Source organism: Pseudomonas taeanensis MS-3, from assembly GCF_000498575.2.
Classification (GTDB): Bacteria; Pseudomonadota; Gammaproteobacteria; order Pseudomonadales; family Pseudomonadaceae; genus Aquipseudomonas; species Aquipseudomonas taeanensis.
This window is the reverse complement of the sequence record NZ_AWSQ01000006.1, coordinates 68,615-92,453: the sequence shown is the minus strand read 5'-3', so window position 1 is coordinate 92,453 and position 23,839 is coordinate 68,615. Positions and strand designations below refer to the sequence as shown.

The 23,839-nt window shown below is 61.8% G+C and carries 26 protein-coding genes; 14 read left to right on the top strand and 12 right to left on the bottom strand.

Annotated elements, in window-relative coordinates:
* Positions 1-10: 10 nt before the first annotated feature.
* From TMS3_RS18330 to TMS3_RS18310, 5 genes are all read right to left on the bottom strand, one after another.
* Positions 11-805, bottom strand: a complete 795-nt coding sequence (locus TMS3_RS18330; protein ID WP_025166750.1) for an SDR family oxidoreductase — start codon at positions 803-805, stop codon at positions 11-13.
* Positions 802-1,470, bottom strand: coding sequence for a TenA family transcriptional regulator (locus TMS3_RS18325; protein WP_025166749.1), 669 nt, complete (start codon positions 1,468-1,470; stop codon positions 802-804). Before TMS3_RS18325 ends, TMS3_RS18330 begins: the two co-directional genes overlap by 4 nt.
* The gene (locus TMS3_RS18320; RefSeq protein WP_025166748.1) at positions 1,470-2,942 is read right to left on the bottom strand and encodes an AMP-binding protein; all 1,473 of its coding nucleotides are present in this window, start codon (positions 2,940-2,942) and stop codon (positions 1,470-1,472) included. Before TMS3_RS18320 ends, TMS3_RS18325 begins: the two co-directional genes overlap by 1 nt.
* Entirely contained in the window at positions 2,926-3,615 is a 690-nt protein-coding gene (locus TMS3_RS18315) for a thermostable hemolysin (protein ID WP_025166747.1), read from the bottom strand. Before TMS3_RS18315 ends, TMS3_RS18320 begins: the two co-directional genes overlap by 17 nt.
* Positions 3,616-3,845: 230 nt before the next feature.
* Entirely contained in the window at positions 3,846-4,244 is a 399-nt protein-coding gene (locus TMS3_RS18310) for a nuclear transport factor 2 family protein (protein WP_025166746.1), read from the bottom strand.
* Between the two features lie 114 nt (positions 4,245-4,358).
* Between TMS3_RS18310 and TMS3_RS18305 the strand changes: the two genes are divergently transcribed.
* The 3 genes from TMS3_RS18305 (at position 4,359) to TMS3_RS18295 (ending at position 6,297) form a co-directional block, all read left to right on the top strand.
* Positions 4,359-4,949 carry a GNAT family N-acetyltransferase gene (locus TMS3_RS18305; protein WP_025166745.1) on the top strand — a complete coding sequence of 197 codons (591 nt, stop codon included), beginning with the start codon at positions 4,359-4,361 and terminating at the stop codon, positions 4,947-4,949.
* Positions 4,946-5,839: a carbon-nitrogen hydrolase family protein gene (locus tag TMS3_RS18300; protein WP_025166744.1), complete on the top strand. Its 894-nt coding sequence runs from the start codon at positions 4,946-4,948 to the stop codon at positions 5,837-5,839. Before TMS3_RS18305 ends, TMS3_RS18300 begins: the two co-directional genes overlap by 4 nt.
* A gap of 209 nt (positions 5,840-6,048) precedes the next feature.
* Positions 6,049-6,297 (top strand): hypothetical protein, encoded by a 249-nt coding sequence (locus TMS3_RS18295; RefSeq protein ID WP_025166743.1) that lies wholly within the window; start codon positions 6,049-6,051, stop codon positions 6,295-6,297.
* 205 nt (positions 6,298-6,502) lie between these two features.
* Here TMS3_RS18295 and TMS3_RS18290 read toward each other — a convergent pair whose 3' ends face one another.
* The 3 genes from TMS3_RS18290 to TMS3_RS18280 all read right to left on the bottom strand — a co-directional run bounded on the left by TMS3_RS18290 (position 6,503) and on the right by TMS3_RS18280 (position 10,710).
* Entirely contained in the window at positions 6,503-7,432 is a 930-nt protein-coding gene (locus TMS3_RS18290; protein ID WP_025166742.1) for a hypothetical protein, read from the bottom strand.
* Between the two features lie 34 nt (positions 7,433-7,466).
* A complete protein-coding gene (gene cls / locus TMS3_RS18285; protein ID WP_025166741.1) occupies positions 7,467-8,864 on the bottom strand; it encodes a cardiolipin synthase in 1,398 nt (465 codons plus the stop codon).
* Between the two features lie 322 nt (positions 8,865-9,186).
* Positions 9,187-10,710, bottom strand: coding sequence for a fumarate hydratase (locus TMS3_RS18280; RefSeq protein WP_025166740.1), 1,524 nt, complete (start codon positions 10,708-10,710; stop codon positions 9,187-9,189).
* A gap of 486 nt (positions 10,711-11,196) precedes the next feature.
* Here TMS3_RS18280 and TMS3_RS18275 point away from each other — a divergent pair, with 486 nt between their 5' ends.
* From TMS3_RS18275 to TMS3_RS18265, 3 genes are read left to right on the top strand one after another with little or no spacing between them, the layout of a single operon-like run.
* Positions 11,197-12,324 (top strand): GGDEF domain-containing protein, encoded by a 1,128-nt coding sequence (locus tag TMS3_RS18275; protein WP_025166739.1) that lies wholly within the window; start codon positions 11,197-11,199, stop codon positions 12,322-12,324.
* Positions 12,317-13,255 (top strand): iron-sulfur-binding ferredoxin reductase, encoded by a 939-nt coding sequence (locus tag TMS3_RS18270; RefSeq protein ID WP_025166738.1) that lies wholly within the window; start codon positions 12,317-12,319, stop codon positions 13,253-13,255. The genes TMS3_RS18275 and TMS3_RS18270 overlap by 8 nt, the downstream gene beginning before the upstream one ends.
* A 39-nt stretch (positions 13,256-13,294) precedes the next feature.
* The gene (locus tag TMS3_RS18265; protein ID WP_025166737.1) at positions 13,295-14,068 is read left to right on the top strand and encodes an enoyl-CoA hydratase; all 774 of its coding nucleotides are present in this window, start codon (positions 13,295-13,297) and stop codon (positions 14,066-14,068) included.
* Between the two features lie 264 nt (positions 14,069-14,332).
* Here the strand turns inward: TMS3_RS18265 and pyk are convergent, their stop codons facing one another.
* Positions 14,333-15,784: a pyruvate kinase gene (gene pyk, locus TMS3_RS18260; RefSeq protein WP_025166736.1), complete on the bottom strand. Its 1,452-nt coding sequence runs from the start codon at positions 15,782-15,784 to the stop codon at positions 14,333-14,335.
* A 357-nt stretch (positions 15,785-16,141) separates the two neighbouring features.
* On the opposite strand from pyk, the gene TMS3_RS18255 reads away from it, so the two are divergent.
* From TMS3_RS18255 to TMS3_RS18245, 3 genes are all read left to right on the top strand, one after another.
* Positions 16,142-16,516, top strand: a complete 375-nt coding sequence (locus TMS3_RS18255; protein WP_025166735.1) for a tetratricopeptide repeat protein — start codon at positions 16,142-16,144, stop codon at positions 16,514-16,516.
* A 72-nt stretch (positions 16,517-16,588) separates the two neighbouring features.
* Positions 16,589-17,014: a DUF4124 domain-containing protein gene (locus tag TMS3_RS18250; protein WP_025166734.1), complete on the top strand. Its 426-nt coding sequence runs from the start codon at positions 16,589-16,591 to the stop codon at positions 17,012-17,014.
* A gap of 60 nt (positions 17,015-17,074) precedes the next feature.
* A complete protein-coding gene (locus TMS3_RS18245) occupies positions 17,075-17,431 on the top strand; it encodes a PilZ domain-containing protein (RefSeq protein ID WP_025166733.1) in 357 nt (118 codons plus the stop codon).
* 64 nt (positions 17,432-17,495) lie between these two features.
* On the opposite strand, the gene mqo is transcribed toward TMS3_RS18245, so the two are convergent.
* The gene (gene mqo, locus TMS3_RS18240) at positions 17,496-19,004 is read right to left on the bottom strand and encodes a malate dehydrogenase (quinone) (RefSeq protein ID WP_025166732.1); all 1,509 of its coding nucleotides are present in this window, start codon (positions 19,002-19,004) and stop codon (positions 17,496-17,498) included.
* Between the two features lie 1,026 nt (positions 19,005-20,030).
* On the opposite strand from mqo, the gene TMS3_RS18235 reads away from it, so the two are divergent.
* A complete protein-coding gene (locus TMS3_RS18235; RefSeq protein ID WP_025166731.1) occupies positions 20,031-20,615 on the top strand; it encodes a YajG family lipoprotein in 585 nt (194 codons plus the stop codon).
* Positions 20,616-20,669: 54 nt separating this feature from the next.
* Here the strand turns inward: TMS3_RS18235 and TMS3_RS18230 are convergent, their stop codons facing one another.
* Positions 20,670-20,876, bottom strand: coding sequence for a hypothetical protein (locus TMS3_RS18230; RefSeq protein WP_025166730.1), 207 nt, complete (start codon positions 20,874-20,876; stop codon positions 20,670-20,672).
* A 244-nt stretch (positions 20,877-21,120) separates the two neighbouring features.
* On the opposite strand from TMS3_RS18230, the gene TMS3_RS18225 reads away from it, so the two are divergent.
* Complete coding sequence (locus tag TMS3_RS18225; RefSeq protein WP_025166729.1) at positions 21,121-21,408, top strand: hypothetical protein; 288 nt, start codon at positions 21,121-21,123, stop codon at positions 21,406-21,408.
* A 65-nt stretch (positions 21,409-21,473) separates the two neighbouring features.
* Here TMS3_RS18225 and TMS3_RS18220 read toward each other — a convergent pair whose 3' ends face one another.
* On the bottom strand, positions 21,474-22,640 hold the full coding sequence (locus tag TMS3_RS18220; RefSeq protein WP_043301954.1) for a 1-acyl-sn-glycerol-3-phosphate acyltransferase: 1,167 nt from the start codon (positions 22,638-22,640) through the stop codon (positions 21,474-21,476).
* 100 nt (positions 22,641-22,740) lie between these two features.
* Between TMS3_RS18220 and TMS3_RS18215 the strand changes: the two genes are divergently transcribed.
* Genes TMS3_RS18215 through TMS3_RS18205 form a run of 3 tightly spaced genes read left to right on the top strand, consistent with a single transcriptional unit; the run spans position 22,741 to position 23,837 of the window.
* Complete coding sequence (locus tag TMS3_RS18215) at positions 22,741-22,923, top strand: CPXCG motif-containing cysteine-rich protein (protein WP_025166727.1); 183 nt, start codon at positions 22,741-22,743, stop codon at positions 22,921-22,923.
* The gene (locus tag TMS3_RS18210; RefSeq protein ID WP_025166726.1) at positions 22,923-23,183 is read left to right on the top strand and encodes a putative signal transducing protein; all 261 of its coding nucleotides are present in this window, start codon (positions 22,923-22,925) and stop codon (positions 23,181-23,183) included. The genes TMS3_RS18215 and TMS3_RS18210 overlap by 1 nt, the downstream gene beginning before the upstream one ends.
* Positions 23,184-23,219: 36 nt before the next feature.
* A complete protein-coding gene (locus TMS3_RS18205; protein ID WP_025166725.1) occupies positions 23,220-23,837 on the top strand; it encodes an SOS response-associated peptidase in 618 nt (205 codons plus the stop codon).
* Positions 23,838-23,839 lie beyond the last annotated feature (2 nt).

Below are 23,839 nucleotides of genomic sequence, written 5' to 3'. Positions count from 1 at the left end.
GAGCGATCTCCTAGGGGTGTTTGTCGCGGGCGAAGCGCTGGATCACCGGCAATTGCTTGCGCAACGCCTGATCGACCACGCGCGGCAGCAAAGTGTTGAGGCGCACGAAGAGTTTTTCCGGCCAGCCCAGATAGGCCTCCTCGCGTTCCCGGCGAATTGCCGCGAGCAGCTGCGTGGCGACGCTGTGCGGGTCGTCCATGCTCACCTTGAGCTCGTCATTCATTGCCACCACATTGGCCGCGTTCATCGCCGTGCGAGTGGCGCGCGGGGCGAAGTACAGGACTTTGATTTGGCTGTCGGCCAGCTCGCGGCGCAGGGCTTCTGAGAAACCGCGCAGGGCGAACTTGCTGGCGCAGTACGCGGCAAACCCCGGGTAGCCGATAGAGCCAAAGGTCGAACCGAAGTTGACCACCAACGCCCGCTCTTGTTGGCGCAGCAACGGCAGCAGGCGGTGGGTCAGTTGCAGGGTGGCGGTGACGTTGAGCCCGATCAGATCGGCGATGTCCTCTTCGTCGTGCTGCTCGAGCAGGCTGAAGCGATTGACGCCGGCGGCATTGATCAGGGTATTCAGGCCGCCGAAGCGTTGCGCGGCGGCGACCACTGCGGTGCGTCCGCTACGCTCGCAGAGGTCGGCCTGGAACACCTCGATCTGTTCGGGGAAGCGCAGCGCCAGACTGTCCAGCGCGCCCGGCTGGCGGCCTACCAGCAGCAGGTGCGCGCCGCCAGCGACCAGTTGCTCGACCAGCGCTTGGCCGATGCCGCCGCTGGCGCCGGTGAGCAGTGCCCGGCAGTCTGCCAGTTTCATGGCAAGCACTCCGCACTAGCCAGCGGCAGGCTGCGGAACATATCGCCATACAGGCGGTAGACCACCTTGGCGGAGTGCACCACGGCGGCCTGGTCGTCGGCGTTGTCCAGGCGATCCATCAGCCGCTTGAGCAATTCGATGTGCTCCAGATCGAGGCTGCCGTGAGAACTCAGGTAGCTGAAGGCTGTGGCGGGCAGTTGCAACTTGTCCTGGATGATCCCAGCGACCTGGGTGGCCAGAGCGATGCTGGTGCCTTCCAGCACGGTGACCATGCCGAAGAAGCTCACCGGGTTATGCCGGGCAATGCGGTCATAGACGTAGCTGACCATCAGCTCGGTGGCCAGTTTGGGCAGGCTGCCACGCACCACATCGGGGTTGCCGCCGCAGGCACGGATGTCGTTGAGTACCCACTCCTGGTGACCGTATTCCTCCTCGATGTACTCGGCGATCGCCTCGCGGAGCCACTCCAGGCGCTCCGGCAGGCGCGCGCCACAGGCCATCAGCAGCGGCACCGTGTGTTTGACGTGGTGGTAGGCCTCGCGGAGAAAGGCCACATAGCTGTCGAGGCTGACCGTGCCGGCCATGGCCTGCTGAATGATCGGCGCGCTAATCAGGTATTCGCGCTCGCTGCGGGTCTGTTCGAGCAGGGACTCATAGAAGTTCATCAGGCGTCTCCGTAGCTGGACTCGTCGACCATCAGCGCGTCGATGGCGGTTTGGTAGCGTTGGCAGAGGGCCGCGCGACGCAGTCGGCCGTTGGCGGTGGCGAGTTGGTTGGCGGCGCTGAACGGCTGCTCGGCGCGCAGCCAGTGGTGCACCTGGGCGTAGTCCGGCAGCGTCTGGTTGACCCGGGCGACAGCCTCGGCCAGTTGTTGGTCGCTGATGCCGGCATGGCGCGGCACCAGCACCGCGACGTTGGCCGGCAGCGCCTCGCCGTGCAGCCAGGCTTGGGCGATGGGCAATTGCTGGACCAGTTCGGCCTCGACCCATTCCGGGTTGACGTTACGGCCGAAGGCGGTGATGAACTGGTGTTTCTTGCGCCCGTGCAAAACCAGAAAACCGTCGACGAAATGCCCCAGGTCGCCAGTACCCAGCCACTCATCCTCGCGCGCGGGTTCACCCAGGTAGCCGAGCATGCGCGGGCCTCTGACTTGCACCTCCTGATCGGCGCCCAGGCGCACCTCGAGGTGCTCGAGCGGGAGGCCGACCGTGCCGATACGCCGTTGTTGCGGAGTGTTCAGGCACACTACCGAGGCGCATTCGGACAGGCCGTAGCCTTCGTACACCGGCAGCCCCATGGCCTCGGCCCGCTGCAGCAACTGCGGCGCTACGCGGCCGCCGCCGACGGCAATGAAACGCAGCGAGGTCGGCAGCAGCAGGCCCTGTTCGGCGGCACCGACCAGCGCCAGTAGCAGTTGTGGAAGGAGAATCAGGCTGTGCGGCTGAACGCTGTTCAGCGTGTCGAGAAACCGCGGCAGGTCGAACTGGCTGGCGCCCTGCAGGCCGATCTGCGCCATGGCTCGCAACTCGATGCGCGCGCCAGCCAGCAGCGGGGCGTAGACCCCGGCGATGTTCTCCAGCAGGGTGGCCAGCGGCAACACACACAGATGGTGTTCTATTCGGCAGGAGGCGCTGGCCCGATACAGGCTTTCGGCGACCCGTAGTTGAGTCTGCGCGTCCAGGCACACGCCTTTCGGCTGCCCGGTGGTGCCCGAGGTGTAGGTGATCTTGCAGGTGCCGGCGGGCAGGGCCACGAGCTGATCGAGCGGGCGTTGCAGCAGGCCGTCGGTTGACTCGACGAAGCCCTGCTGGTCATAGCCGGTGGCGTTATGCGTGATCAGGCAGTCGACGCTGGCGCTGTCTAGCACATGGCGTTGTTGCGCCGGGGAAAAGAACCCTGGCAACGGTACGCAGACCAGGCCGGCCTTGAGCACGGCCAGGTCCCAGAGTACCCAGTCGATGCCGTTATCCAGGGCCAGGACGATGCGCTGGGCGCCGCTCCGTTGCAGTAGCTCGCTGCGTTGCTGCAGTTCATCCAGCAGTTGCCTGTAGCTCAGCTGGCGGTTGCCGTCGCTCAGGGCGATCCGCTCGCCCTGCTGACTCAGGTGGTGGAACAGGGCTTCAGCGGCAGGCCACATCGGGCAGGCCCTCCTGGCTGTACAAGGGGCGGTGGCCGAGTCGCGGGTAGGCGCCGACATGCAGCAGGCGCTGGTGTCCGGCATAGATGTCGCCGGCCATCACCTGTGGCAGCTGGTCGTAATAGCGGCCCCAGTCGGCCAGCTCGTCGCCCATGCTCTGCGGGGTGGCCGGGGCCAGGGGCAAGGGCGTCAGGCCCAGGCGGCGAAAGCTGTTGAGCAGGCCGGGGGGGCCGGTGAAGGTCACCCAGCGAAAGCCCAAGGCCACCAGCAGGTCGGTCAGGGCGACAATCAGCAAGCGCGCCGTGCCGGGGTTGCCGGCCGCCAGGTTACCGACTTCGACGATTTGCCCACGGCGTGGCGTGTGGCGTGGATGTTGGGCGGCGATCAGCGTTTCAATCGACTGGCTAAGGTAGCGTTCGAGAAACAGCGGAGCATGGCCGGCGCTGCGCAAACCGACCACGCCGAGCAACTGGCCGCTGGCGTCCTCCAGACCCAGCAGGCAGGGCATGAAGTGCCGTACGCGGGCGCCATGGTGCGCGGCGAAGCGTTGCTGGATAAAGGCCTGGTAGCACGCGCGGCGCGGGTTGTCCGCTTGCGCAAGATACAGGCTGAGTGGCTGCTCGTGGCCAATCTGCGCCACGGCGTGGTCATGCAACACCCAAGGCAGGTCCATTGGCGGAACCTCGTTTGTGAGCTTGGGTGTGAGTGTCGCCTGCGAGTCTTAACGCAGGCTTAAGCGCGCCAGTGGGGCGGCGCATTTGCGCGGAAATGAAGGCTGATGGCTGGCGTCTTGCTGGCCTAGGCTGCGCTAACTGGGTGGCAGCGGCCTTGGCCGCGATGACTGAGGCCAAGGCGCGAGAGCGGGCGGGGGCAGCCGCTCTCCGGGTTGTGTTGAGGCCCGGTTCAGCCGACCTGGGCGATCCAGTCGTTGAGGTTGTAGTAGTTGCTGATTCGCGCGACCTTGCCCTCACGAATCTCGAAGAAGGCGCCGGCCGGCAGCACATAGGTCTGGCCCTGGGCCGGCGGCAGGCCTTCGTCGTCTGCCAGGTATTCGCCGTGCACCACGAACTCGGCGGCGGCGCGGCTGCCGTCGGCGTTCTGCATGACCTGGATATCGCTGAGGCGTTCGCGGTAGCAGCGGTTCATCTTGTCCATGAAGGCGGCGAAGGTGGCCTTGCCCACCTGACGCTCGCCCTGGTTGATGTCGTGCACCACGTCATCGCTGAGCAGTTCGAGGAAGGCGGGCATATCGCCGGCATTGAACGCGGCGTAGTAGGCTTCGACCAGTTCGGTTGCGGTCATGCGAAAGCTCCTGTCGTACCTGGGTTAATCGAGGGAAGGGTGGCATGTTAGGTTTTCCCTTTCGTGCCGGCTTAGTCGCCAGCGCCATTTGCCTACGACCGAACGACCCACCCTATGGATATCCACCTGCTGCATGGTTCGGCCATCGCCCCCTATATCGACGACCTGGCGCGCCTGCGCATCGCCGTGTTCCGCGAGTTTCCCTACCTCTATGAGGGCTCGCTCGACTATGAAGCCGAGTACCTAAGCACCTACGCGCAGTCGCGCGACAGCCTGTTCGTTCTGGCGCTGGAGCAGGGCAGGGTGGTCGGCGCTTCCACCGGTCTGCCGTTGGCCGATGAGACCGATGCATGCAAACGGCCCTTCGTCGAGGGTGGCTGGAATCCTCAGCGGATCTTCTATTTCGGTGAGTCGGTGCTGCTGCCCGCTTACCGTGGCCAGGGCCTCGGCGTGCGCTTTTTTAGCGAGCGTGAAGCGTACGCGCAAAGGCTCGAACGTTTCGACTGGTGCGCCTTCTGTGCGGTCGAACGCCCACAGGAGCATCTGCGTCGTCCGGCTGCCTATCAGCCGCTGAATGCCTTCTGGAGCAAGCGCGGTTACCAGCATCATCCCGAGCTGCGTACCGAGTTCGTCTGGCAGGACCTCGACGACAGCGCAGAGTCGGCCAAACCCATGTCGTTCTGGATCAAGGAGCTTCGCCGGTGATCAAACTCGCCGCCTGTCAGTATCACATCGACCTGCTGGAAACCTGGGACGCTTACGCGCGTCACCTGACGAAGCTGTGCGAAGAGGCCGCGCAGCAAGGCGCGCAACTGCTGCTGTTGCCGGAGTACGCCGGGCTGGTACTCAGCGGGCAGCTGCCGGCCGAGCAGCGCGGTGACCTGCAGGGCTCCATCGCCGGTATCCAGCCGTTGCTACCCGCCTGGCGCGAGCTCTGTGAAGGGCTGGCCAAGCGCCTGGGCGTCTATCTGCAACCCGGTTCGCTGCCGGTGCTGGACGGTGACGGTCGTTACCGCAACCGCGCCTGGCTGTTCGGCCCCGAGGGCAATCTGGGTAGCCAGGACAAATTGATCATGACCCGCTTCGAGCGTGAGTACTGGCACATCGAGCCCGGTAGCGGCCTGCGGGTATTCGATACGGCGCTGGGCAAGCTGGGCATCCTGATCTGCTACGACAACGAATTCCCCATGTTGGCCAATAGCTTGGCCGAGGCCGGCGTCGACCTGATTCTGGCGCCCAGTTGCACCGACACCGAGGCGGGTTTTCATCGGGTGCGCATCGGCGCTCAGGCTCGCGCCCTGGAGAACCAGATCGCCGTGCTGCAGGCGCCTACCGTCGGCCTGGCGCCCTGGTCGCCGGCGCTGGATGAGAATATCGGCCGCGCCGGGCTCTACGTGCCCCCGGATTACGGCATGCCGGCCAACGGCATACTCGGCGAAAGCGCCGAACTCAGTCCCACCACTAGCCAGTGGCTAATCTGCGAGCTGGATCTGCAGCAAGTGCGCGGTCTGCGTGAACAGGGGCAGGTGTTCACTCGGCGTGACTGGCCGGTGCAGTTTGCCGCGGGCCGCTTGGCGATTCGTCGAGCGGATTGAACACACGGCCACTGGCCAGGCCGGGGTGTCCTTCGTCGGTTACGACGGCAAGGGGCTGGATATGTGCTATATCGTGAAAAAACAGCGTAAACACGATGCTCCGGTGCAGCTAGGCAGTTGCAATACCGGTGTCGAACCATCAGGTCAGTGTTGATCGAGTCATCGGCAAACAGGCCTGATCAAGCTAGTTCAACAGAGAGGTTGATCTCATGAGCATGAAAGAATGTGTTCACCGCGATTACACCATCACTGCGGACGTAGTGGAACATCCAGGCATTCCCACTCCCTGGGCGGGTGGCTGCCATATCACCACGCCCGACGGCCGCACCACCAAGCGCATAGCACTGCCCATCCAATATGCATTCCTGGCCGAGCTGGAGAGTGCGCAGCGCTCTTCCATCGCCCACGGTAAATGGCTGGTGGACCAGAGCCTCGATCAGGGCAATACGCTCTTCTAGCGTGCGCGGTGCATGGCTGGGAACGGTCCACTATGAAGGTGGCCTGCTTCTGATTGGCCGAGAGAGTGCCTGAGCTGACGGTTTCGCTCTGTGCCTGAGAGCATGGCTGCGTCCTGTACGGGCAAGTGCCGCGCGGGTTGTTCGGAGATTGGCTGAGGCGTTGCCAGTTCAAGGGCCGCTGGGGGCACCGGAGTGCCCGCGCAACTCAATTCGGCTGGTCGGCAGACTCCAGTGCCTGCTGGCGCTGAATTTCCTTGTGCTTCATGTCGAGGTATTCGTCGCGCTCGAGTTCGTGCAGTTGGCGCGGATAGCGTTCGATGCCGGTAAACCAGTCATTCAGGCGTTTTTCGAGTCGTTCCTGCGGCGCTGTCGTCAGCGCGCCCAGGTAAGCCTCGATCGCCAGGAAATAACGCATGGTGTTGCGTTCGACTACCCCACGCATGCCGCCTATATAGATGGGCTGGCCGTCGTCCGTGTGGTCGACGACGCTGAATCCCACCTTGTTGCGCCCGATCGTCGCCAGGTAGCCCTGCATCGCCACGTTGGCGGCCATGCCGTAAGCGTATGCGTACGACAGGTGAAGGAAACTGCGTTCGTTATCCAGCGCCACCACTTCCAGCGCTATGCGGTAGTGGCTGGTGCCTAGTGGTCCCTCGGCGGCCTTGAGCATCAGTTGCAGGTAGTCGGGACTGGCGGTCACCCGCTCATAGCGGAACTCGACCGGGTAGGCCTCGTCCAGTGGCTGGTCGGACTTGCGGCCGATGCTGAGGCTCAGTCTGTCGTCGGCCTTGGCTGTGGAGGTACGGCAGCTCTTCACGTTCAAGTGCAGGATCAGAATGTCGCACCAGTGGTCAGTGCCCTGGAGTGCCGGGCCGACCTCGGCATAGGGTTGCTCGAGCAGTGCATAGATATTGCCGCTGAGCTCGCCAGAGGCCTCGTCCGACTCAAGGTAGAGCGGACGCTGGAACTGGTTGTGGGTCAATTGTTCGCGTAAGCGAGTGTAGTGCGACCTCAGTGTTGCCGCGTCCTGAGCCTGTGCCTGCGTTTGGAGCTGCGGCAGGGCAGCCAGCGTGCAGAGCAGGGTTACCCGCAGCCACCTGGGAAAACCACTGAGACACACCGCAGCGACTTTCATCTTGGTGGTATCTGCTGCTTATGCTGTGCGCGTGTCACAACCAGTATTCCCATAGCTGCGCGATCAACTCCTTGGCTCTCATCAGGATTGAGCGGCGTCGCCATTGTTCCAAGGTGATCTCACTCGAGTTGGCCTGGTCGGCCTTGAATGCGGCCCGCATCTGTTCGCCGAAGTCGTTGCCGAGCACCACGGCGTTGACCTCGTAGTTATGCAGGAAGCTGCGCCAGTCGAGATTGGTCGAGCCGACCGTGGACCACACTCCGTCGATCACGGCGGTTTTTACATGCAGCAATGCGCCGCGGCGTTCGTACAGTTTGACTCCTGCTTCCAGTAGTTCGCTGAAGTTGGACCGGCTGGCGTGGAATACCAGCCACGAATCGGTGCTGCTGGGCAGCACCAGTCGCACATCGACACCTCGCGCCACGGCTTCCTTAAGAGTGGTTAGCAGTTGTGGGTCGGGGACGAAGTAGGCGTTAGTCAACCAGATTTCGCTCTGCGCGCTACGCAGTGCGGAGATCAGTGTGGCGTAGATCAGGCTGTAAGGTTCTTCCGGCGAGCTGCCGATGGCACGCACCACTTCGTTACCTTTCGGCTCCAGCAGGGGCAGGTAATTACGTGGGATGAGTGGTTCGCCCTTCTGCTGGATCCAGGTGTCGATAAACAGTTGTTGCAGTTCGGCCACCACGGGGCCTTCAACTTGCAGGTGGGTATCGCGCCAGGGCAGTTCGCCGCCGGGGCGTACCTTGCTGCTCTGGCTGAGCGACCCACCCGAATAGACGCTGCTGATGTTGACGCCACCGAGGAAGGCAATGCGCCCGTCGACGATCAGCAACTTGCGATGATCGCGCTGGTTCACCTCCCAGCCGGCCTTGGCAGTCACCGGATTGACCGGGTTGAACTCCAGCAGATCGACCCCGCCATCGGCGAGCTCCTTGAAAAAAGCCTTGGGTGTGCCGAGGGTGCCCACGCTGTCGTACATCAGGTTGACCTGCACGCCTTCCTGCTGTTTTACGATCAGCTCCGCCGCGAAGCGTTGCCCAATCTCATCGTCTTCGAGGATGAAGGTTTCCATGTTGATATGGTCTGTCGCTGCGGTTATGGCGGCTAGCATCGCCTTATAGGTGTTGGGGCCGTCCTGCAGCAGCTCGACCTTGTTGCCTGCGCTCAGAGGGCTGCCGACGATCGCTTCTTCGACCGCCAGATGCAGATCGAAAATGTTGGTCTCGTCACCACCGGCAGAGAGTCGGTCGAGGATGGCTTTGCTGCGCTCGGCTGAGAGCGGCCCGTGCGTGCCATCAAGCTGCACCGGTTCGCCCTTGCTGGGCACCATGTCGGGCACGATAGTCGGTAACGAGTTGCAGGCGCTGGCGAACAATGTCAGACACAGCATTGCCAGGGCGCGCGCTAGGCTCAGCAAATTGGGCAAGCTCATTCGGCAGCCTCCGGAGCTGGAGGGAATCGAGCCGAGGTTGACTGGCAGCCAGCGCTCAGTCGATGACTGTCCCTCTGTGTGCTCAGTGTTGACGGTAACTCCGCACCACACTCGCAGTTGGCAGCGCTTCGGCGAGTAACCCAGGCAGTATAGCGAACGATCCCTGAGGTGCAGGCTCTGTACGGGGCCGAGGTCCAGCATGGGTCAGGCTCACCTGCTCAGAGTGCAACCTGGTGATGAGGTTGTGGATGGCTATCGCGCACGGCCATAAACGCAGAAGCCCGGCACTGGGCCGGGCTTCTTGGGTGCTGCGATGCAGCGCTTACTTCACTTCAACGGCCAGGCTTTCGGCGATCTTCTTGTTCCAGATCGCCGGACCGGTGGTATGCACCGACTCGCCTTTGGTGTCGACCGCTACGGTCACCGGCATGTCCTTGACCTCGAACTCGTAGATGGCCTCCATGCCCATTTCCTCGAAGGCCAGCACCTTGGACTTCTTGATGGCCTGGGCCACCAGGTAAGCGGCGCCGCCGACGGCCATCAGGTACACGGCCTTGTTGTCCTTGATCGCCTCAATGGCGATCGGGCCGCGCTCGGATTTGCCAATCATGCCCAGTAGGCCAGTGCTTTCGAGGATTTGTCGGGTGAACTTGTCCATCCGCGTGGCTGTGGTTGGACCGGCTGGGCCGACCACTTCGTCACCGACCGGATCGACTGGACCGACGTAATAGATAAAGCGGCCCTTGAGGTCAACCGGCAACTGCTCGCCCTTGTTGAGCATCTCGACCATGCGCTTGTGCGCGGCGTCGCGGCCGGTGAGCATCTTGCCGTTGAGCAACACGGTTTCGCCCGGCTTCCAGCTCTGCACGTCTTCAGGGGTCAGGGTGTCGAGGTTGACACGGCGAGCTGACGGGCCAGCTTCCCAGACGATTTCCGGGTAGGCGTCCAGCGAGGGTGCTTCCAGCTCGGCCGGACCGTTGCCGTCCAGCACGAAGTGGGCGTGGCGGGTGGCGGCGCAGTTGGGGATCATGCACACCGGCAGGGAGGCGGCGTGGGTCGGGTAGTCCATGATCTTCACGTCGAGCACCGTGGTCAGACCGCCCAAACCCTGGGCACCGATGCCCAGCTGGTTGACCTTGTCGAACAGCTCCAGACGTAGTTCTTCGATGCGATTCTGCGGGCCGCGCGCCTTGAGCTCGTGGATGTCGATGGAGTCCATCAATACTTCCTTGGCCATCACTGCGGCTTTCTCGGCGGTGCCGCCGATGCCGATGCCGAGCATGCCCGGTGGGCACCAGCCGGCGCCCATGGTCGGTACGGTTTTCAGCACCCAGTCGACGATGGAGTCGGAGGGGTTGAGCATGGCCATCTTCGACTTGTTCTCGGAGCCGCCGCCCTTGGCCGCGACGTCCACCTCGACCTTGTCACCGGGCACGATGGAGTAGTGGATCACCGCCGGGGTGTTGTCCTTGGTGTTCTTGCGAGCGCCGGCCGGGTCGGCCAGGATCGAGGCGCGCAGGACATTTTCCGGCAGGTTGTAGGCGCGGCGCACACCCTCGTTGATCATGTCGTCGACGCTCATGCTCGCGCCGTCCCAGCGCACGTCCATACCGACGCGAACGAAGACGGTGACGATGCCGGTGTCTTGGCAGATCGGGCGGTGGCCGGTGGCGCACATGCGCGAGTTGATCAGGATCTGCGCCATGGCGTCGCGCGCGGCCGGGGATTCTTCCTTGAGGTAGGCCTCATGCATGGCCTGGATGAAATCCACGGGATGGTAATAGGAGATGAACTGCAGGGCGTCGGCGACGCTCTGGATCAGGTCGTCTTGCTTGATCACGGTCATGCTGGGCGCTCCTTTATCGGGCAGGAACTGCGAGGGGCGTCGGAGCACAATCCGGCGCGCTGTTACAGTAAAAAAGGCGCCGCAGTATAGCGCGCAGTAAGCAGCGCCGACACCCGCCAACGGTCGACCTTGGCCGCTGATCGCCCTACTTAACAGGCTATTTTAAGCCTCAGTGCCACCTTCACGCCTCAGCTCATACAAACGGCCGCATGACTAAAATCACAGTGGCGTGCGCAGCTTCCTGCATCACTGAAGATCTGAACTAGGTAAATAAAACGGTCACTTGGCGCGCATAAACTCGGTCGCTCAGTCGATTTATCGCTCACTCTCGCGCAAGCCTTCGTGTGCCTTCTCTGCCAGAGAATCCGCTGCGTTGCACCTGGTTCAGGGGTTGCTGGCAAAGTGTCAAACGGCCTGTTATCTCGCTAGGCATTTTGTGATCACAGAGGTAGAGTGGCGGCTAGATGCCAGTATGGGAAGGAGCCCATGAGCCTACGTCGCCAGCGGGCCACTAAGCGAACATTGCAAAGCCTGTTGCTGAAGCGTTTCGGCATGGCTGTGGCGACTTACGCCTTGACTGCACTGCTATGCGGTGTGGCGATGCTGGCTGATCTGCTCCACGTCAGCATATTGACTGGGTTGTTGTTCATCGCGTTGGCGACACTCAGCCAGTTGGTGTTCTGGGGCTTGTTCTTTACTGGACAAAATCTGCGTTTTAGCGACCCGAGCCTTACCGAGCCGCAAGTGCTAGTGGCCCTGACCTGGCTGACGGCGCTGTTGGCCATGTTCGCGGAAGGGCGCGGCAGCATGCTGGTGGTCTACATGCTGATTCTGTTGTTTGGCGTGTTCCAGCTTCCGCCCAAAGTCTTCGTGCGCTGCGCGGTATTCGCGTTCTTCGGATTTGCCGGGCTCAATCTCTACGAAGCCTATTTATTCCCGTCGAGTGATTCGGGTCTGCGAATCTTGCAAGTGAGTGCCCTGGCCGCCGTGCTGCTCTGGTTGAGCCTGTTCGCCAGTTATGTACAAAGCATGCGTCAGCGCATGCGCCAACGACGCTTTGCCTTGCAGGCGCATCAGGACACCTTGCGCGGGATGATGCGCCAACTTGAAGACCTGGCGGCGACTGACGAGTTGACCGGGCTGTTCAATCGCCGGCATTTTTTGCGTCTGGCCAGTCATGAGCTAGACAGTCTCCGCGCGGGGCGGCGACATGGATTGGCGCTGATCGACCTGGATCATTTCAAACGGGTCAACGATGCTCATGGGCATGCCGCAGGTGATCGCGTGCTGCAGACATTCGCCGGTGTAGCGCGGGCCTGCATGCGCGATGGCGACATCATCGCCCGCTACGGTGGCGAGGAATTCGTGCTGTTACTGCCCAATACCGACGAGGATCAGTTCACCGCGTGCTGCGAACGTTTGCGTGAAGCGTTTAACCGGGCTGAACCGCTGGGCGTTAAGGTGGATAATCTGAGTTTGTCGGTCGGAATGACGTTACTGAATATGCACGATGATCTGGATGAGGCGCTGCACCGCGCCGACCAGGCACTCTACCAAGCCAAGCGCAGCGGGCGTAACCGTTGTGCTGCGACCTGGGCGAATGCCGATGCCTGAACTCTCGGTAGGTGAGCTAAGGCTAGCCGTCGAGCCCATGAGTAACTTACTGGATGCCCTGCATCGCGGCGGCGTTGGCGTGCCCTATAGTTGCCGCGCAGGCAGTTGCCATGCCTGTCTGGTCCGTTGCGTACACGGTGAGCCGTTGGATGCCAAGCCAGAGGCGCTCAGTGGACTGCTCCGGGACCAGGGCTGGCGCCTGGCCTGCCAGTGTCGAATGGTCGATGATTTGCAGGTCGAGGTCTTCGACCCGGTGCGTGATGGTCGACCCGCTCGGGTCGAGGCGACGGACTGGCTCAGTGCCAACGTGCTGCGACTGCGCCTGATCCCGGAACAGCCGTTGCGCTATAGCGCCGGTCAGCATCTGGTGTTGTGGTCGCCGAATGGCGTGGCGCGACCTTATTCGTTGGCCAGTCTGCCCGGAGAAGATCCTTGGCTGGAGTTCCATCTGGATTGTCGCGAACAGGGCGCGTTCAGTGATGAGGCGCGGGCGTTCAGCCCTGGTGAGCGTTTGCGCCTCGGTGAGTTGCGCGGTGGTGCACTGCATTATGATCCTGATTGGCAGGCGCGACCGCTCTGGCTATTAGCCGCAGGTACGGGCTTGGCGCCACTCTATGGGGTGCTGCGTGAGGCGCTGCGGCAAGATCACCAAGGTTCAATTCGGGTTATTCACCTGGCCCATGATCGGGCCGAACACTACCTGGCTGATACGCTGATGGCGTTGGCGGCCGATCATCCCCACGTTCAGATTGAGCTGCTCAGTGCGGCCGAGTTGCCAGCGGCTTTGGCCGAACTACGCCTTGCTTCCCGGCAAACCCTCGCTTTACTCTGCGGCCACCCCAGCAGTGTCGAAACTTTTGCGCGGCGCCTGTATCTGGCTGGCTTGCCGCGTAACCAAGTGTTTGCCGACCTGTTTCTGCCGCACGCCTAATCAAGGTGTCAGTGGGCGGCGTACCTTGAGGACGAGTTGATGAGCGAGCATGTACTGGTTGAGCGTGAAGAGGGACTGTTGACCCTGCGTCTGAACCGTTTGGACAAGAAGAATGCCCTGACCCGCGCGATGTACAGCAGCATGACCGAAGTGCTGCAGCAGGCCGACGCCGACCCGAGCGTTCGCGCGCTGCTGATAACCGGGGGGGACGCGTGTTTCACCAGCGGTAACGATGTCGCCGACTTCCTCCAGGCCCCGCCTACGAGCCAGGACAGTCCGGTGTTTCAGTTCATGCGCACGCTGTTCGAATTCAGCAAGCCAGTGGTTGCCGCCGTCAGCGGTCCGGCAGTGGGCATCGGCACCACCCTGTTGCTGCATTGTGATCTGGTCTATGTCAGTCGCGACGCCGTGTTGAAAATGCCCTTCGTCAGCCTGGGACTGTGTCCGGAGTTCGGTTCCAGTCTGATCTTGCCGCGCTTGCTTGGGCAGGCCAAGGCAGCCGAGCTGTTGTTGCTCGGTGAGTCGTTCCGGGGTGAGCAGGCGGTGGCCTGGGGTATTGCCAACCAGGCGTTGGCCAACGGTGCCGAGACCTTGGCCAAGGCGCGCGAGATGGCCTTGCGTTTCCAGCAACTGGCGCCGTCTGCGGTGGCCGATAGCAAGCGTTTGCTGCGCGCGCCGGGGCGTGAAGAATTGCGCCGGGTGATCGAGGAGGAGGGCGTGCTATTCGGTCAGCGCCTGCGCTCGCCGGAAGCCATCGAGGCCTTGAGCGCCTTTATGCAGCGCCGCCCGGCGGATTTCTCCAAATTCGCCTGAGCGCCAATGCACAGTACATGGATAAAGAAAGGCCGCTCGAGTGAGCGGCCTTTTTCCTGTAGCCCGGATGCAATCCGGGAACATCGGTAAGCCCCCAACTGCTCCCGGATTGCATCCGGGCTACGTCTCGATTGAAGCCATGTTGTAGGAGCCAGCTTGCTGGCGATCCGGTGCCAGTCAACAAGCATCACCAGCAAGCAGGCGCCTACAGCTTTGCAGTAGACGCTGGCACTGTGCTCGGCTTAAGTGCTGCCGGTCTGCTATTTACACCAGTGCTTCACCGACATGCAGGATCTTCATGCCGTTGGTGCCACCGATGGTGTGGTAGCTGTCGCCCTTGGTCAGAATCACCCAGTCGCCTGGCTGCACCACGCCCCGCTTGAGCAGTTCGTCCACCGCAGCCTGGCTGACTTGTTCCGGAGGCAGGGCCGCCGGATCGAACGGCACGGTGTAGACCCCACGGAACATGGCCGCGCGGGCCTGGGTGGCACGGTGCGGGGAGAAGGCGTAGATCGGCACGGAAGAGCGAATCCGCGACATGATCAAGGGCGTGTAACCACTTTCGGTCAGGGCGATGATCGCTTTGACGCCCGGGAAGTGGTTGGCGGTGTACATGGCCGCCAGGGCAATACTTTCGTCACAGCGTTCGAAGGTCGTCCCCATGCGGTGGCTGGAGGCTTTGCTGGTCGGGTGCTTTTCGGCGCCGATGCAGATCCGCGCCATCGCCTGCACCGCCTCGAGTGGGTAGGCACCGGCGGCGCTTTCCGCCGAGAGCATCACCGCATCGGTGTAGTCGAGCACGGCGTTGGCCACGTCGGAGACTTCGGCGCGGGTAGGCATTGGATTCTGGATCATCGACTCCATCATCTGCGTTGCGGTGATCACCGCCTTGTTGTGGCGGCGTGCGTGCAGAATGATCTTCTTCTGAATACCGCACAGCTCGGCGTCGCCGATTTCCACACCGAGGTCGCCGCGCGCCACCATCACCGCATCACTGGCGCGGATCAGGCCATCGAGGGTCTCGTCGTCGGCCACGGCTTCGGCCCGTTCGATCTTGGCGACCAACCAGGCCGTACCGCCGGCCTCGTCACGCAAGCGGCGAGCGTAGTGCATGTCCTCGGCGTCACGTGGGAAGGACACCGCGAGGTAGTCCAGTTCCATCTCGGCGGCCAGCTTGATATCGACCTTGTCTTTTTCAGTCAGCGCCGGCGCGGTCAGACCGCCGCCCCGACGATTTATACCCTTGTGGTCGGACAGCGGGCCGCCGATCAGTACCGAGCAGTGCAAGGCATCGGCGCTGGCGCTGTCCACGCGCATGACCACACGGCCATCGTCGAGCAGCAGTTCGTCACCGACGCCACAGTCTTTCACCAGGTCCGGGTAGTCGATGCCGACGATGTCCTGGGTGCCTGCGTTCAGTGGGTGGCTGGTGGAGAAGGTGAAGCGGTCGCCGACTTTCAGCTCAATACGCTTGTGGGCGAATTTGGCGATACGAATCTTCGGTCCTTGCAGGTCGCCGAGCAGGGCGACGTGCCGGCCATGCTTGGCGGCCAGTTCGCGAACCAGTTTGGCGCGGGCCTTGTGTTCATCCGGCGAGCCATGGGAAAAGTTCAGGCGGGCCACATCCAGACCCGCGATAATCAGTTGTTCGAGAACTTCGGGTGAGTTGCTGGATGGGCCGAGGGTGGCGACGATCTTGGTGCGGCGGAAGGTCATGCGCAGGCTCCTGAGTTGGACTGACGGCGAGGCTACTATGCAGTCAACCTGTAGTCATTGTTCCTCTGCACTACCTAATCCTTGGTGCTTTACCGGTGAGCGGTGCCTTGCTCGCGATAACCGCCAGGCATTTGGCCTGCGTGTCGGTCGCGGGTTGCACGCAGGCGGAAAAGATTCAGCGCAGCGTCATCCTTAGCCGTGCCCTTTGCGCACATAAGAGTGCGGCGTTGAGCGTTGGTTACGCGAGCCCAGTGAGTCGAGCCGAGTCTGGTGTCCTGCCAATCCGTGGCTGGCATGTTTACTCTTCTGTAGATTTTCAGGCGCCAGTCGATACAGTGGTGATTGGAGGAGAGACCCATGCGAACCCTGTTGATTTTGACCCTGGCGCTGAGCGCCGTAGGCTGTACCCGCTGGTCGCTCGACCACCATTTGAATAGTGCCTACCGAGCCTACGATGAGGGGCAGTGCGAGCAGGTGATGCTCGAGTTGTCCCAGGCCGAACGCAAGAGTCGTTCGCGCAGCTACCTGCAGCCGGAGATTTCCTTGTTGCGTGGCCTGTGTCTGGAGCGTCAGAACCTGTACGTCGACGCCGCGCAGACCTATCAGTTCATCATCAATCGTTACCCGGCCAGCGAGTATGGATTCCGCGCCCGCGCCCGCCTGGAAACCTTGCGCCAGCTTGGTCATTACAACCCTGCAGGCCCGGTCAACAGCTCCGCTACGGCGCTGTGACCGCTGATAATAGGAGCGCTGGCGGGCTGTCGGCTGAAGACTACGCTTGGGTTCTATTCAGGGAGGAAACGCATGCGGTTGTGGTTAAGTTGTCTGTTGCTGCTGTCGGGGTTGGCGGTAGCGGATATTTATCGCTGGGTCGATGCCAATGGCCAGGTGCATTTCGGTCAGCGTCCAACTGGAGCAGGGGCCGAACAGGTTGAGGTCAAGCCACAGGTGGTCGAGCGCGACGCCGCCACTCGCGAGCGCCAGGCGCGTAGCGCACGCTTCTATGAGGCGCGCCGACAAGAGCAGGCGCAGGCTTCGGCCGAGTCTGCTGAGCGGCAACATACACGGGCTCAGAAATGTAATGAGCTGCGCAACGCGCTCGCGCGGATGCCGGAAGGGCGCCGTTATTTTCGTTCCGAAGCGAATGGCGAACGCAGCTACTACAGTGATGAAGAGTTGGACGCGGCGCGTCGACGGCTGCGTGACCAACTATCAGAAGGCTGCTCCTGAAACTGGTTGAAGTGCGATGGTGCGGTCATACTCGACGGTCATCTATAGCGATTTGCCATTATGCATACTCAGCGCCGAATCGAACGTCACCAACTGCCCTACTACTTGAAGGTGTTCAATCGCATCACCGACAGGCCGATGGGCTATATCGGCAACATGTCGCTGGACGGCTTGATGCTGATCAGTCAATTACCGATGTTGGTCGGTGCTCGCTTTGAGATGCGCTTGAAGGTGCCGGGGCAGAATGCGCCACGCCTGATAGATTTTTCCGCCACCTGCCAATGGTCTCGCGAGGATGTCACCCCCGGCAGTTTCGACTCCGGCTTCGCCTTGGTTGCGCCGTCGGCCGAGTATGTCGAGATGGTCGACTCATTGCGCCATTACTTCAGCTTCCACCCGCTGAGCGCATCCGCCTGACGGGGTTGGATGCATAAAAAAACCGCCCGGAAGGGCGGTTTTTTTATGCGCTGCGACCAATCACTCAGGCCATTGCCGGCTCATTCTCCCGCAATTGCAGCAGGGTATCCGAGCGCGTCTGTACCTCACGGTAGCGTTCGGCGTCAGCGGCGAGCACATCACCCATGGCGGGGAATATTTCATCCAGTTTGCGGCTCCACTGTGCGGACTTAGTCTGCTCAGGGAAGCAGCGACGCAGCAGGTCGAGCATGATCGAGACCGTCACCGAGGCGCCTGGCGAGGCGCCCAGCAGGGCGGCAATCGAGCCGTCGTGAGCAGCCACCAGTTCGGTGCCGAACTGCAGGATGCCACCGTGCTTGGGGTCTTTTTTGATGATCTGCACGCGCTGGCCGGCCATTTCCAAGCGCCAGTCTTCTGCTTTCAGTTCCGGATAGAAGTTGCGCAGGGTGTTCAGGCGCTTTTCCTCGGACTGCATCACTTCCTTGATCAGGTAGCGAGTCAGGTCGAAGTTGTCACGGGCTACCGCCAGCATCGGGCCGATGTTATTGGGACGAACCGACAGCGGTAGATCGAGCAACGAGCCGTGGCGCAAAAACTTGGTCGAGAAGCCGGCGTAAGGTCCGAACAGCAGGGATTTCTTGCCGTCGACCACGCGGGTATCGAGGTGCGGGACCGACATGGGCGGTGAGCCGACTTCGGCCTGGCTGTAGACCTTGGCCTGGTGACGCTTGACCACTTCCGGGTTGTCGCAGCGTAGCCACTGACCACTGACCGGGAAGCCGCCGTAGCCTTTGCCTTCGGGAATTCCGGACATTTGCAGCAGTGGCAGCGCGCCGCCGCCGGCACCGAGAAACACGAACTTTGCCTGAATTTCGCGGTTACCGCCGCTTTGCTGGTCCTTGATGCTGACGCGCCAGCCTTGGTCGTTGCGCTTGAGGCCAACGACCTTCTGGCTGCACTTGACCTTGGCATTCGGCTGATTGCGCAAGTAGTCCAGCAGTTGTGTGGTCAGGGCGCCAAAGTTGACGTCCGTGCCGTCCAGCACACGGGTGGCAGCGACCGGCTCGTTCGGGTCGCGGCCCGGCATCATCAGCGGCATCCATTCAGCCATGGTGGCGCGGTCTTCGGTGTATTCCATCGCGGCGAAGGCATGGTGCTGGGTGAGCGCCGCGAAGCGCTTCTTGAGGAAGGCAATGCCTTCATGGCCGCGAACGAAGCTCAGGTGCGGGACTGGGCTGATAAAAGACTTGGGTGAAGCGAAGGCGCCTTTTCCCAGCAAGTAAGCCCAGAACTGCTTCGACTCTTCGAATTGGGTGTTGATGGTGACCGATTTTTTGATATCGATAGACCCATCTTTTGCTTCTGGCGTGTAGTTCAGCTCACACAAGCCGGCGTGTCCGGTGCCCGCATTATTCCAGGGGTAGGAGCTTTCGATTGCCCCGGATGCCATCAGCTCGACGACTTCCAGTTTCAGGTTGGGGTCTAGTTCTTTCATCAGCACGGCCAGGGTCGCGCTCATGATGCCGGCGCCAACCAGCACCACATCTACCGTTTCGTAATCATTCTGCGCCATTACCACTTCTCCAAAAAATGCAGTAGCCAGTCGACGGCTGAGGTTCTAAGCGTGGATTCACGTCTATTCAGCGCTCGCCGAGATGTCCTGGGCAAAGGGAGGAAGGGTAAGGCAGCGTATGCCAGCCGCAAGATCGTTCATTTTCGCCACACTCTTGTGAAGTTGTTAAAACCGTTTTTTCACGCTCTTTTGGAGCCGTGAACCTCAAAAGTTCGACTGCGCAGGCCTGCCTTTCCATTCGTGCAACATCGCCAATGCATTGCTGCAGCGGTTCTGCGTGATGGGCGAAGGCGGCTGGCCGGGTGGGCAGCACGAAGTGGGCGACTCTCTGGGGCGTGACCGATGGCTAGTGCATCAGCGAAACAGCGGGGCCCGATCAGGAGGCGTCCTTATAATCGGGGCGCGATTATAAGGCGAAAGTGCAAAAATTGATTGCCTGGCGTGACTTTTCTTCTTCCGTCGGTCAGGCCGCCAACGCTTTGCCAGCGGCTGAGTACGTGACGACTGGGGCGATTCTGGCGCTGCTGGGCAGTGGTCGGTGTAACCAGGCAAGCCGCTGTTCGCTGACCTCGATCCAGCCCACGCCTAGTGGCGCCTGGGCTGACTGATGGAAGGCTCGGCATACACCCTGGGCATCCAGCAAGGCGAAATTGCGTAGACGGCGACGAGGGGTGAGCAGTGAACGTAGTGAGAGCATGGCCAAAGACTCCAGTCGATGCAGACTAAAGTCTTATGCCTGATCGACATGACAGGCCGATGACGAGCACCTGTAGTGAGTGCTCAATACGCTTGGACCGTCGATGTGGTTCGCATAACTCAGGGGATGATAGAAGGTGCAACGCTGACTCGACGCGGCTGATGGTAAAGGACAGGCCCTAAGTAGCTGGGGCGCGCAGGTGCCTAAGTTGGCTGATTGAAGTGGCCGCTCAGGCCTTTGGGCATTGAGTCATCAATGCACTGCTGTTAGCGCATGGTGCCGCTGGTTATACTGCTGACCACCTTCGCGTTCCCCATGGAGAGATGAGCATGCTGCATCGCCTGTTGTTTGGTCTGCTTGCTGTCGCCAGCCTGACCCTGGTCGGTTGTGCCCACAGCCCGCAACAACTCAGCCCGCAACCCAAGATCAATAGCCCGCTGATTGCGGTTGGCCAGGGCCAGCCTGTGGTGGTGCGCGTGGTCGACGGTCGGCCGTCGCCCGTACTCGGCACGCGCGGTGGCTTGTACCCGGAAACCAGCGCGATCAGCGTCAGTGGCCAGAACATCCTGCCCAAGCTGCAGGCTCAAGCCGAAGCGGCGGTACGCCTGCTCGGCTTCACCCCGACGGCGAATGCCTACAACGCCCCACAGTTGACCCTGACTCTGGCCGAGCTGAAGTACCAGTCGCCGAAAGAAGGGCTGTACGTCACCGAGTCCGATATCAAGGCAACCATTCGTGCCGATGTGCAAAACAGCACGCGTCGCTACAGTGGCCGCTACGGCGCTTCGTTGAACCAGCGGTTCGGCATGGCGCCGAACCAGGAAACCAATACCAAGCTGGTTAGCGATGTATTGAGTGATGCGCTGACTCGTGCGTTCAAGGATCCGACCATCGGTCAGATGCTCAGCCAGTAAGCGTTACGCCTGCAAAGAAGCCCGGTCGATGCCGGGCTTTTTTGTGGGCGTCTGTCAGGCCGCTTCGGCGTAGAGCTCCGGCAGACTGAGACCGCTGCGCAGATCGAGATCCGGTAGGTCATAGTGTTCATGGCCGCCGAGGGCGCAATACACCAGCCAGTGGTGGTCATGTACGTTGAAGGCCAGGCCGTCGATCAAGTGTTCAACATCTGGCAGAGAGTCGTTCAAATATTCGGGTGCAACTGACACATTGAGCAGCATGGCAGCCTCCATTGACAGGGGGTCGAGGTATTGGGAGTTCTACTGTGGCGCTTGGATTTGACGGTTTGGTGACGGGCTTAGAGCCATTCGCGGTAACCCTGACATTCGTCGGAAATCAGCCGCATAAGCAGGGTGGCTTCGGTAGACTCCGCGACCGTATTTGCAGTGCCAGGCCTGGCTTGGCGCATGTTTGGATTCGAGCGCGGCGCGTCAGGCGCGTTGTCAGCTGAAGCGGAGGTCATAGATGTCGCTACAGGCTCTTTGGTCGTTGTACCTGGCTCACCCGGCTGGGTGGGTGAACGGTTTGGCCCTGTTTTTTAGCGTGGCGGGAAGCTGGCTGCTGCTGGCTACCCGACTCCGTCAACAGCGCGCAGTGGCGAGGCTGATTGCCGATGGAGAGATGGATGAGGTGGCCATCGATGGGTCGCTACTCGACGAGTCGAGGCAGCGTCTCAACCGTTTCTTCTATCGCTTCGGTTACGCCTGTTTGGGTCTGGCGCTTGTACTGTCCTGGGGCAGCACTCGACTCTGAGTCGGGCTGATGGCGCAATAAAAAACGGCAGCTCAGGGGCTGCCGTTTTAGTCTGCAAACATGGCTTAGAGCGGTAAGCCCGCCTTGACCCGGTATTGGTTACGCACCGGGGTGGCATATTGCAGCACCAGGTAAGGCTGCTGCTCGGCCGGACAGCCGTTCAAGCGCTTTTGCCATTCAGTCTCGGCAGCGGCCAGCTCCTCGGCGGGGAACAGCTGTGCCGCGCTGGGCACGTTCAGTGCAGGGTCACGCTCGGCCCACATCGCGTAGGCCAGGTAATGCGCCGGAAATAGCCGATAACCGCTGAGTATATGCTTGTCCATCTCCAGGGCCAGCTGCTTGCTGTCCTCCAGGCCAGCGCTCACCGGTTCACCGAAGTGCACATGCACGCGGCCTTTGTAGCCGGTGATGCCGAGGGCGATGCTCTGGTCATCTTCGCCTGGGGCTTTGGCGTAGCTGCCGGTGCTGGCGCGGGTAAACAGTTCACGCGCCTTGGCGTGATCGCAGGGGTCGTATTCATAGCTGATCGACACCGGGGTCAGGTTCAGCTCGCGGATCACCTCGGCGAAGGCCTCGTTTTTACGACTCATGTGGAACATCTTGAGGATCGCCGAATCGGTGCGATCGTCGCCGTCCTTGGCCCGCCCTTCGGCCTGGGCGATCCAGATCGATTCGCGGTCGTTACGGATCGAGTGGTTGATGTAGGCCGAGAGCAGCTGGTAAGCGGCGAGCTTCTCGCGCCGGCCGCTGAGCGAGCGGTGCACGATAAAGCTCTTGTTCAGGCGCATCAGGTCACTGACGAAGGGCTTTTGCAGCAGGTTGTCGCCAATGGCGATGCGCGGTGTCGGCAGGCCGGCGTGGTATACCGCGTAATTGACGAAGGCCGGGTCCATGACGATGTCACGGTGGTTGGCGAGAAACAGATAGGCGCTGCCTGCCTTAAGGTGTTCGACGCCCGAGTAGGTGACCCCATCGGTGGCGCGCTCGATCGTCTGGTCGACGTAGCACTCGACTTTGTCCTGCAGCGCCGCCACCGAAGCGACACCACGGAACTCCAGGCGCAGCCGATAGGCTATAAGTGGTTTAAGCAGCCAGCCCAGTGACCCCGCCAAGCGGGGAAAGCGAAAGTGGGTGAGAATGTCGAGAAACGCGTCGTCTGTCAGCAGGCGATTCAGAACGGCGGGGACTTCGGCGTCGGCATAAGGTCGGATGGCATCGAATTCGCCCATCATGTTCTCTTGTTGGTGGTTGGCTGCAGATAAAAGTGCGCGCCCCGCGTGCGGGGCCAGCAATAGACCGGCGATTATACGCGCAAGTCACATGGAGGCCGCGATGCTGGAAACTCAGGCATATCAATGTCCCTACTGCGGCGAACCGGTCGAGGCGCTACTCGACCTGTCTGCAGGAGACCAGCAGTACATCGAGGATTGCCCGGTGTGCTGCCGGCCGATCATCTTCGATTTGCGCACCGATGGGGTCGAGTGGACGCTGGATGTGCGCGGGGAGAACGACTGATGCAGCGTATCTATGAGCCGCAGGACTTGATGGAAGGCGAGTTGTTGCTGACGATGCTGGCCAGCGAGGGCATCGAGGCCCATTTGAGTGGCCGACATCTGGTGGGCGGCATCGGTGAGCTGCCGATCTGCGGCTTGCTTGGGGTGATGGTCGATGATCTTCAGGCCGAGCGCGCGCAGCAGTTGATCGCCGCGTACAATGCCGCACAGCCGCTGCCCAGTGACGAGCCCGAAGATACCCAAGGCGTACTTATCTGTTGATCCGCGGTGTACCGCCAACCTGCTATCGAGTTTGTCATGTGTGGACGTTATGCCCTGTTCCGTTGGACACCCGCATTCGCGGCGCTGCCCGGTTTTCCTGCGGACCAGCAACCGCACTGGAGCATCGCACCGCATGCCCAGGTGCTGCTGCAGCGTAATCTCGACGGCGAGCGTCAGCTCGCGCGCGTGCGCTGGGGCCTGACCCCGGCGTGGCTGACCGATCTGTCGAAGACCCCGGCCCAGGCTCGGGCGGAAACCCTGGCCGAGCAACCGATGTTCCGCGAAGCCTTTCGCCTGCGCCGCGGCCTATTGCCGGCCAACGGCTTCTACGAGTGGCGCGGCACGACGCGCAAACGCCCCTATTGGCTGACGACCGAGGCTTCTCCGCTGTATTTTGCCGCGCTGTGGGAAGCCTATCCCGTGGGCGGGCAGGTGTACCTCAGCGCGGCGGTGGTGACTCAGGCCGCGGCTAACCAGCGGCGCCCGTTGATTCTCGATGGCGCCGGGCAGGACGCCTGGTTGGCAGCGGATACGCCGTTGGACGAGCTGCGGGCGTTGTTGGCCAGACCGCAACCGGTCTTACGTGAGCGGGTGCTGGCCAACCTGGTCAACGACCCCGCACTGGATGGCCCGGAGTGCCTGACGCCTGCCTGATG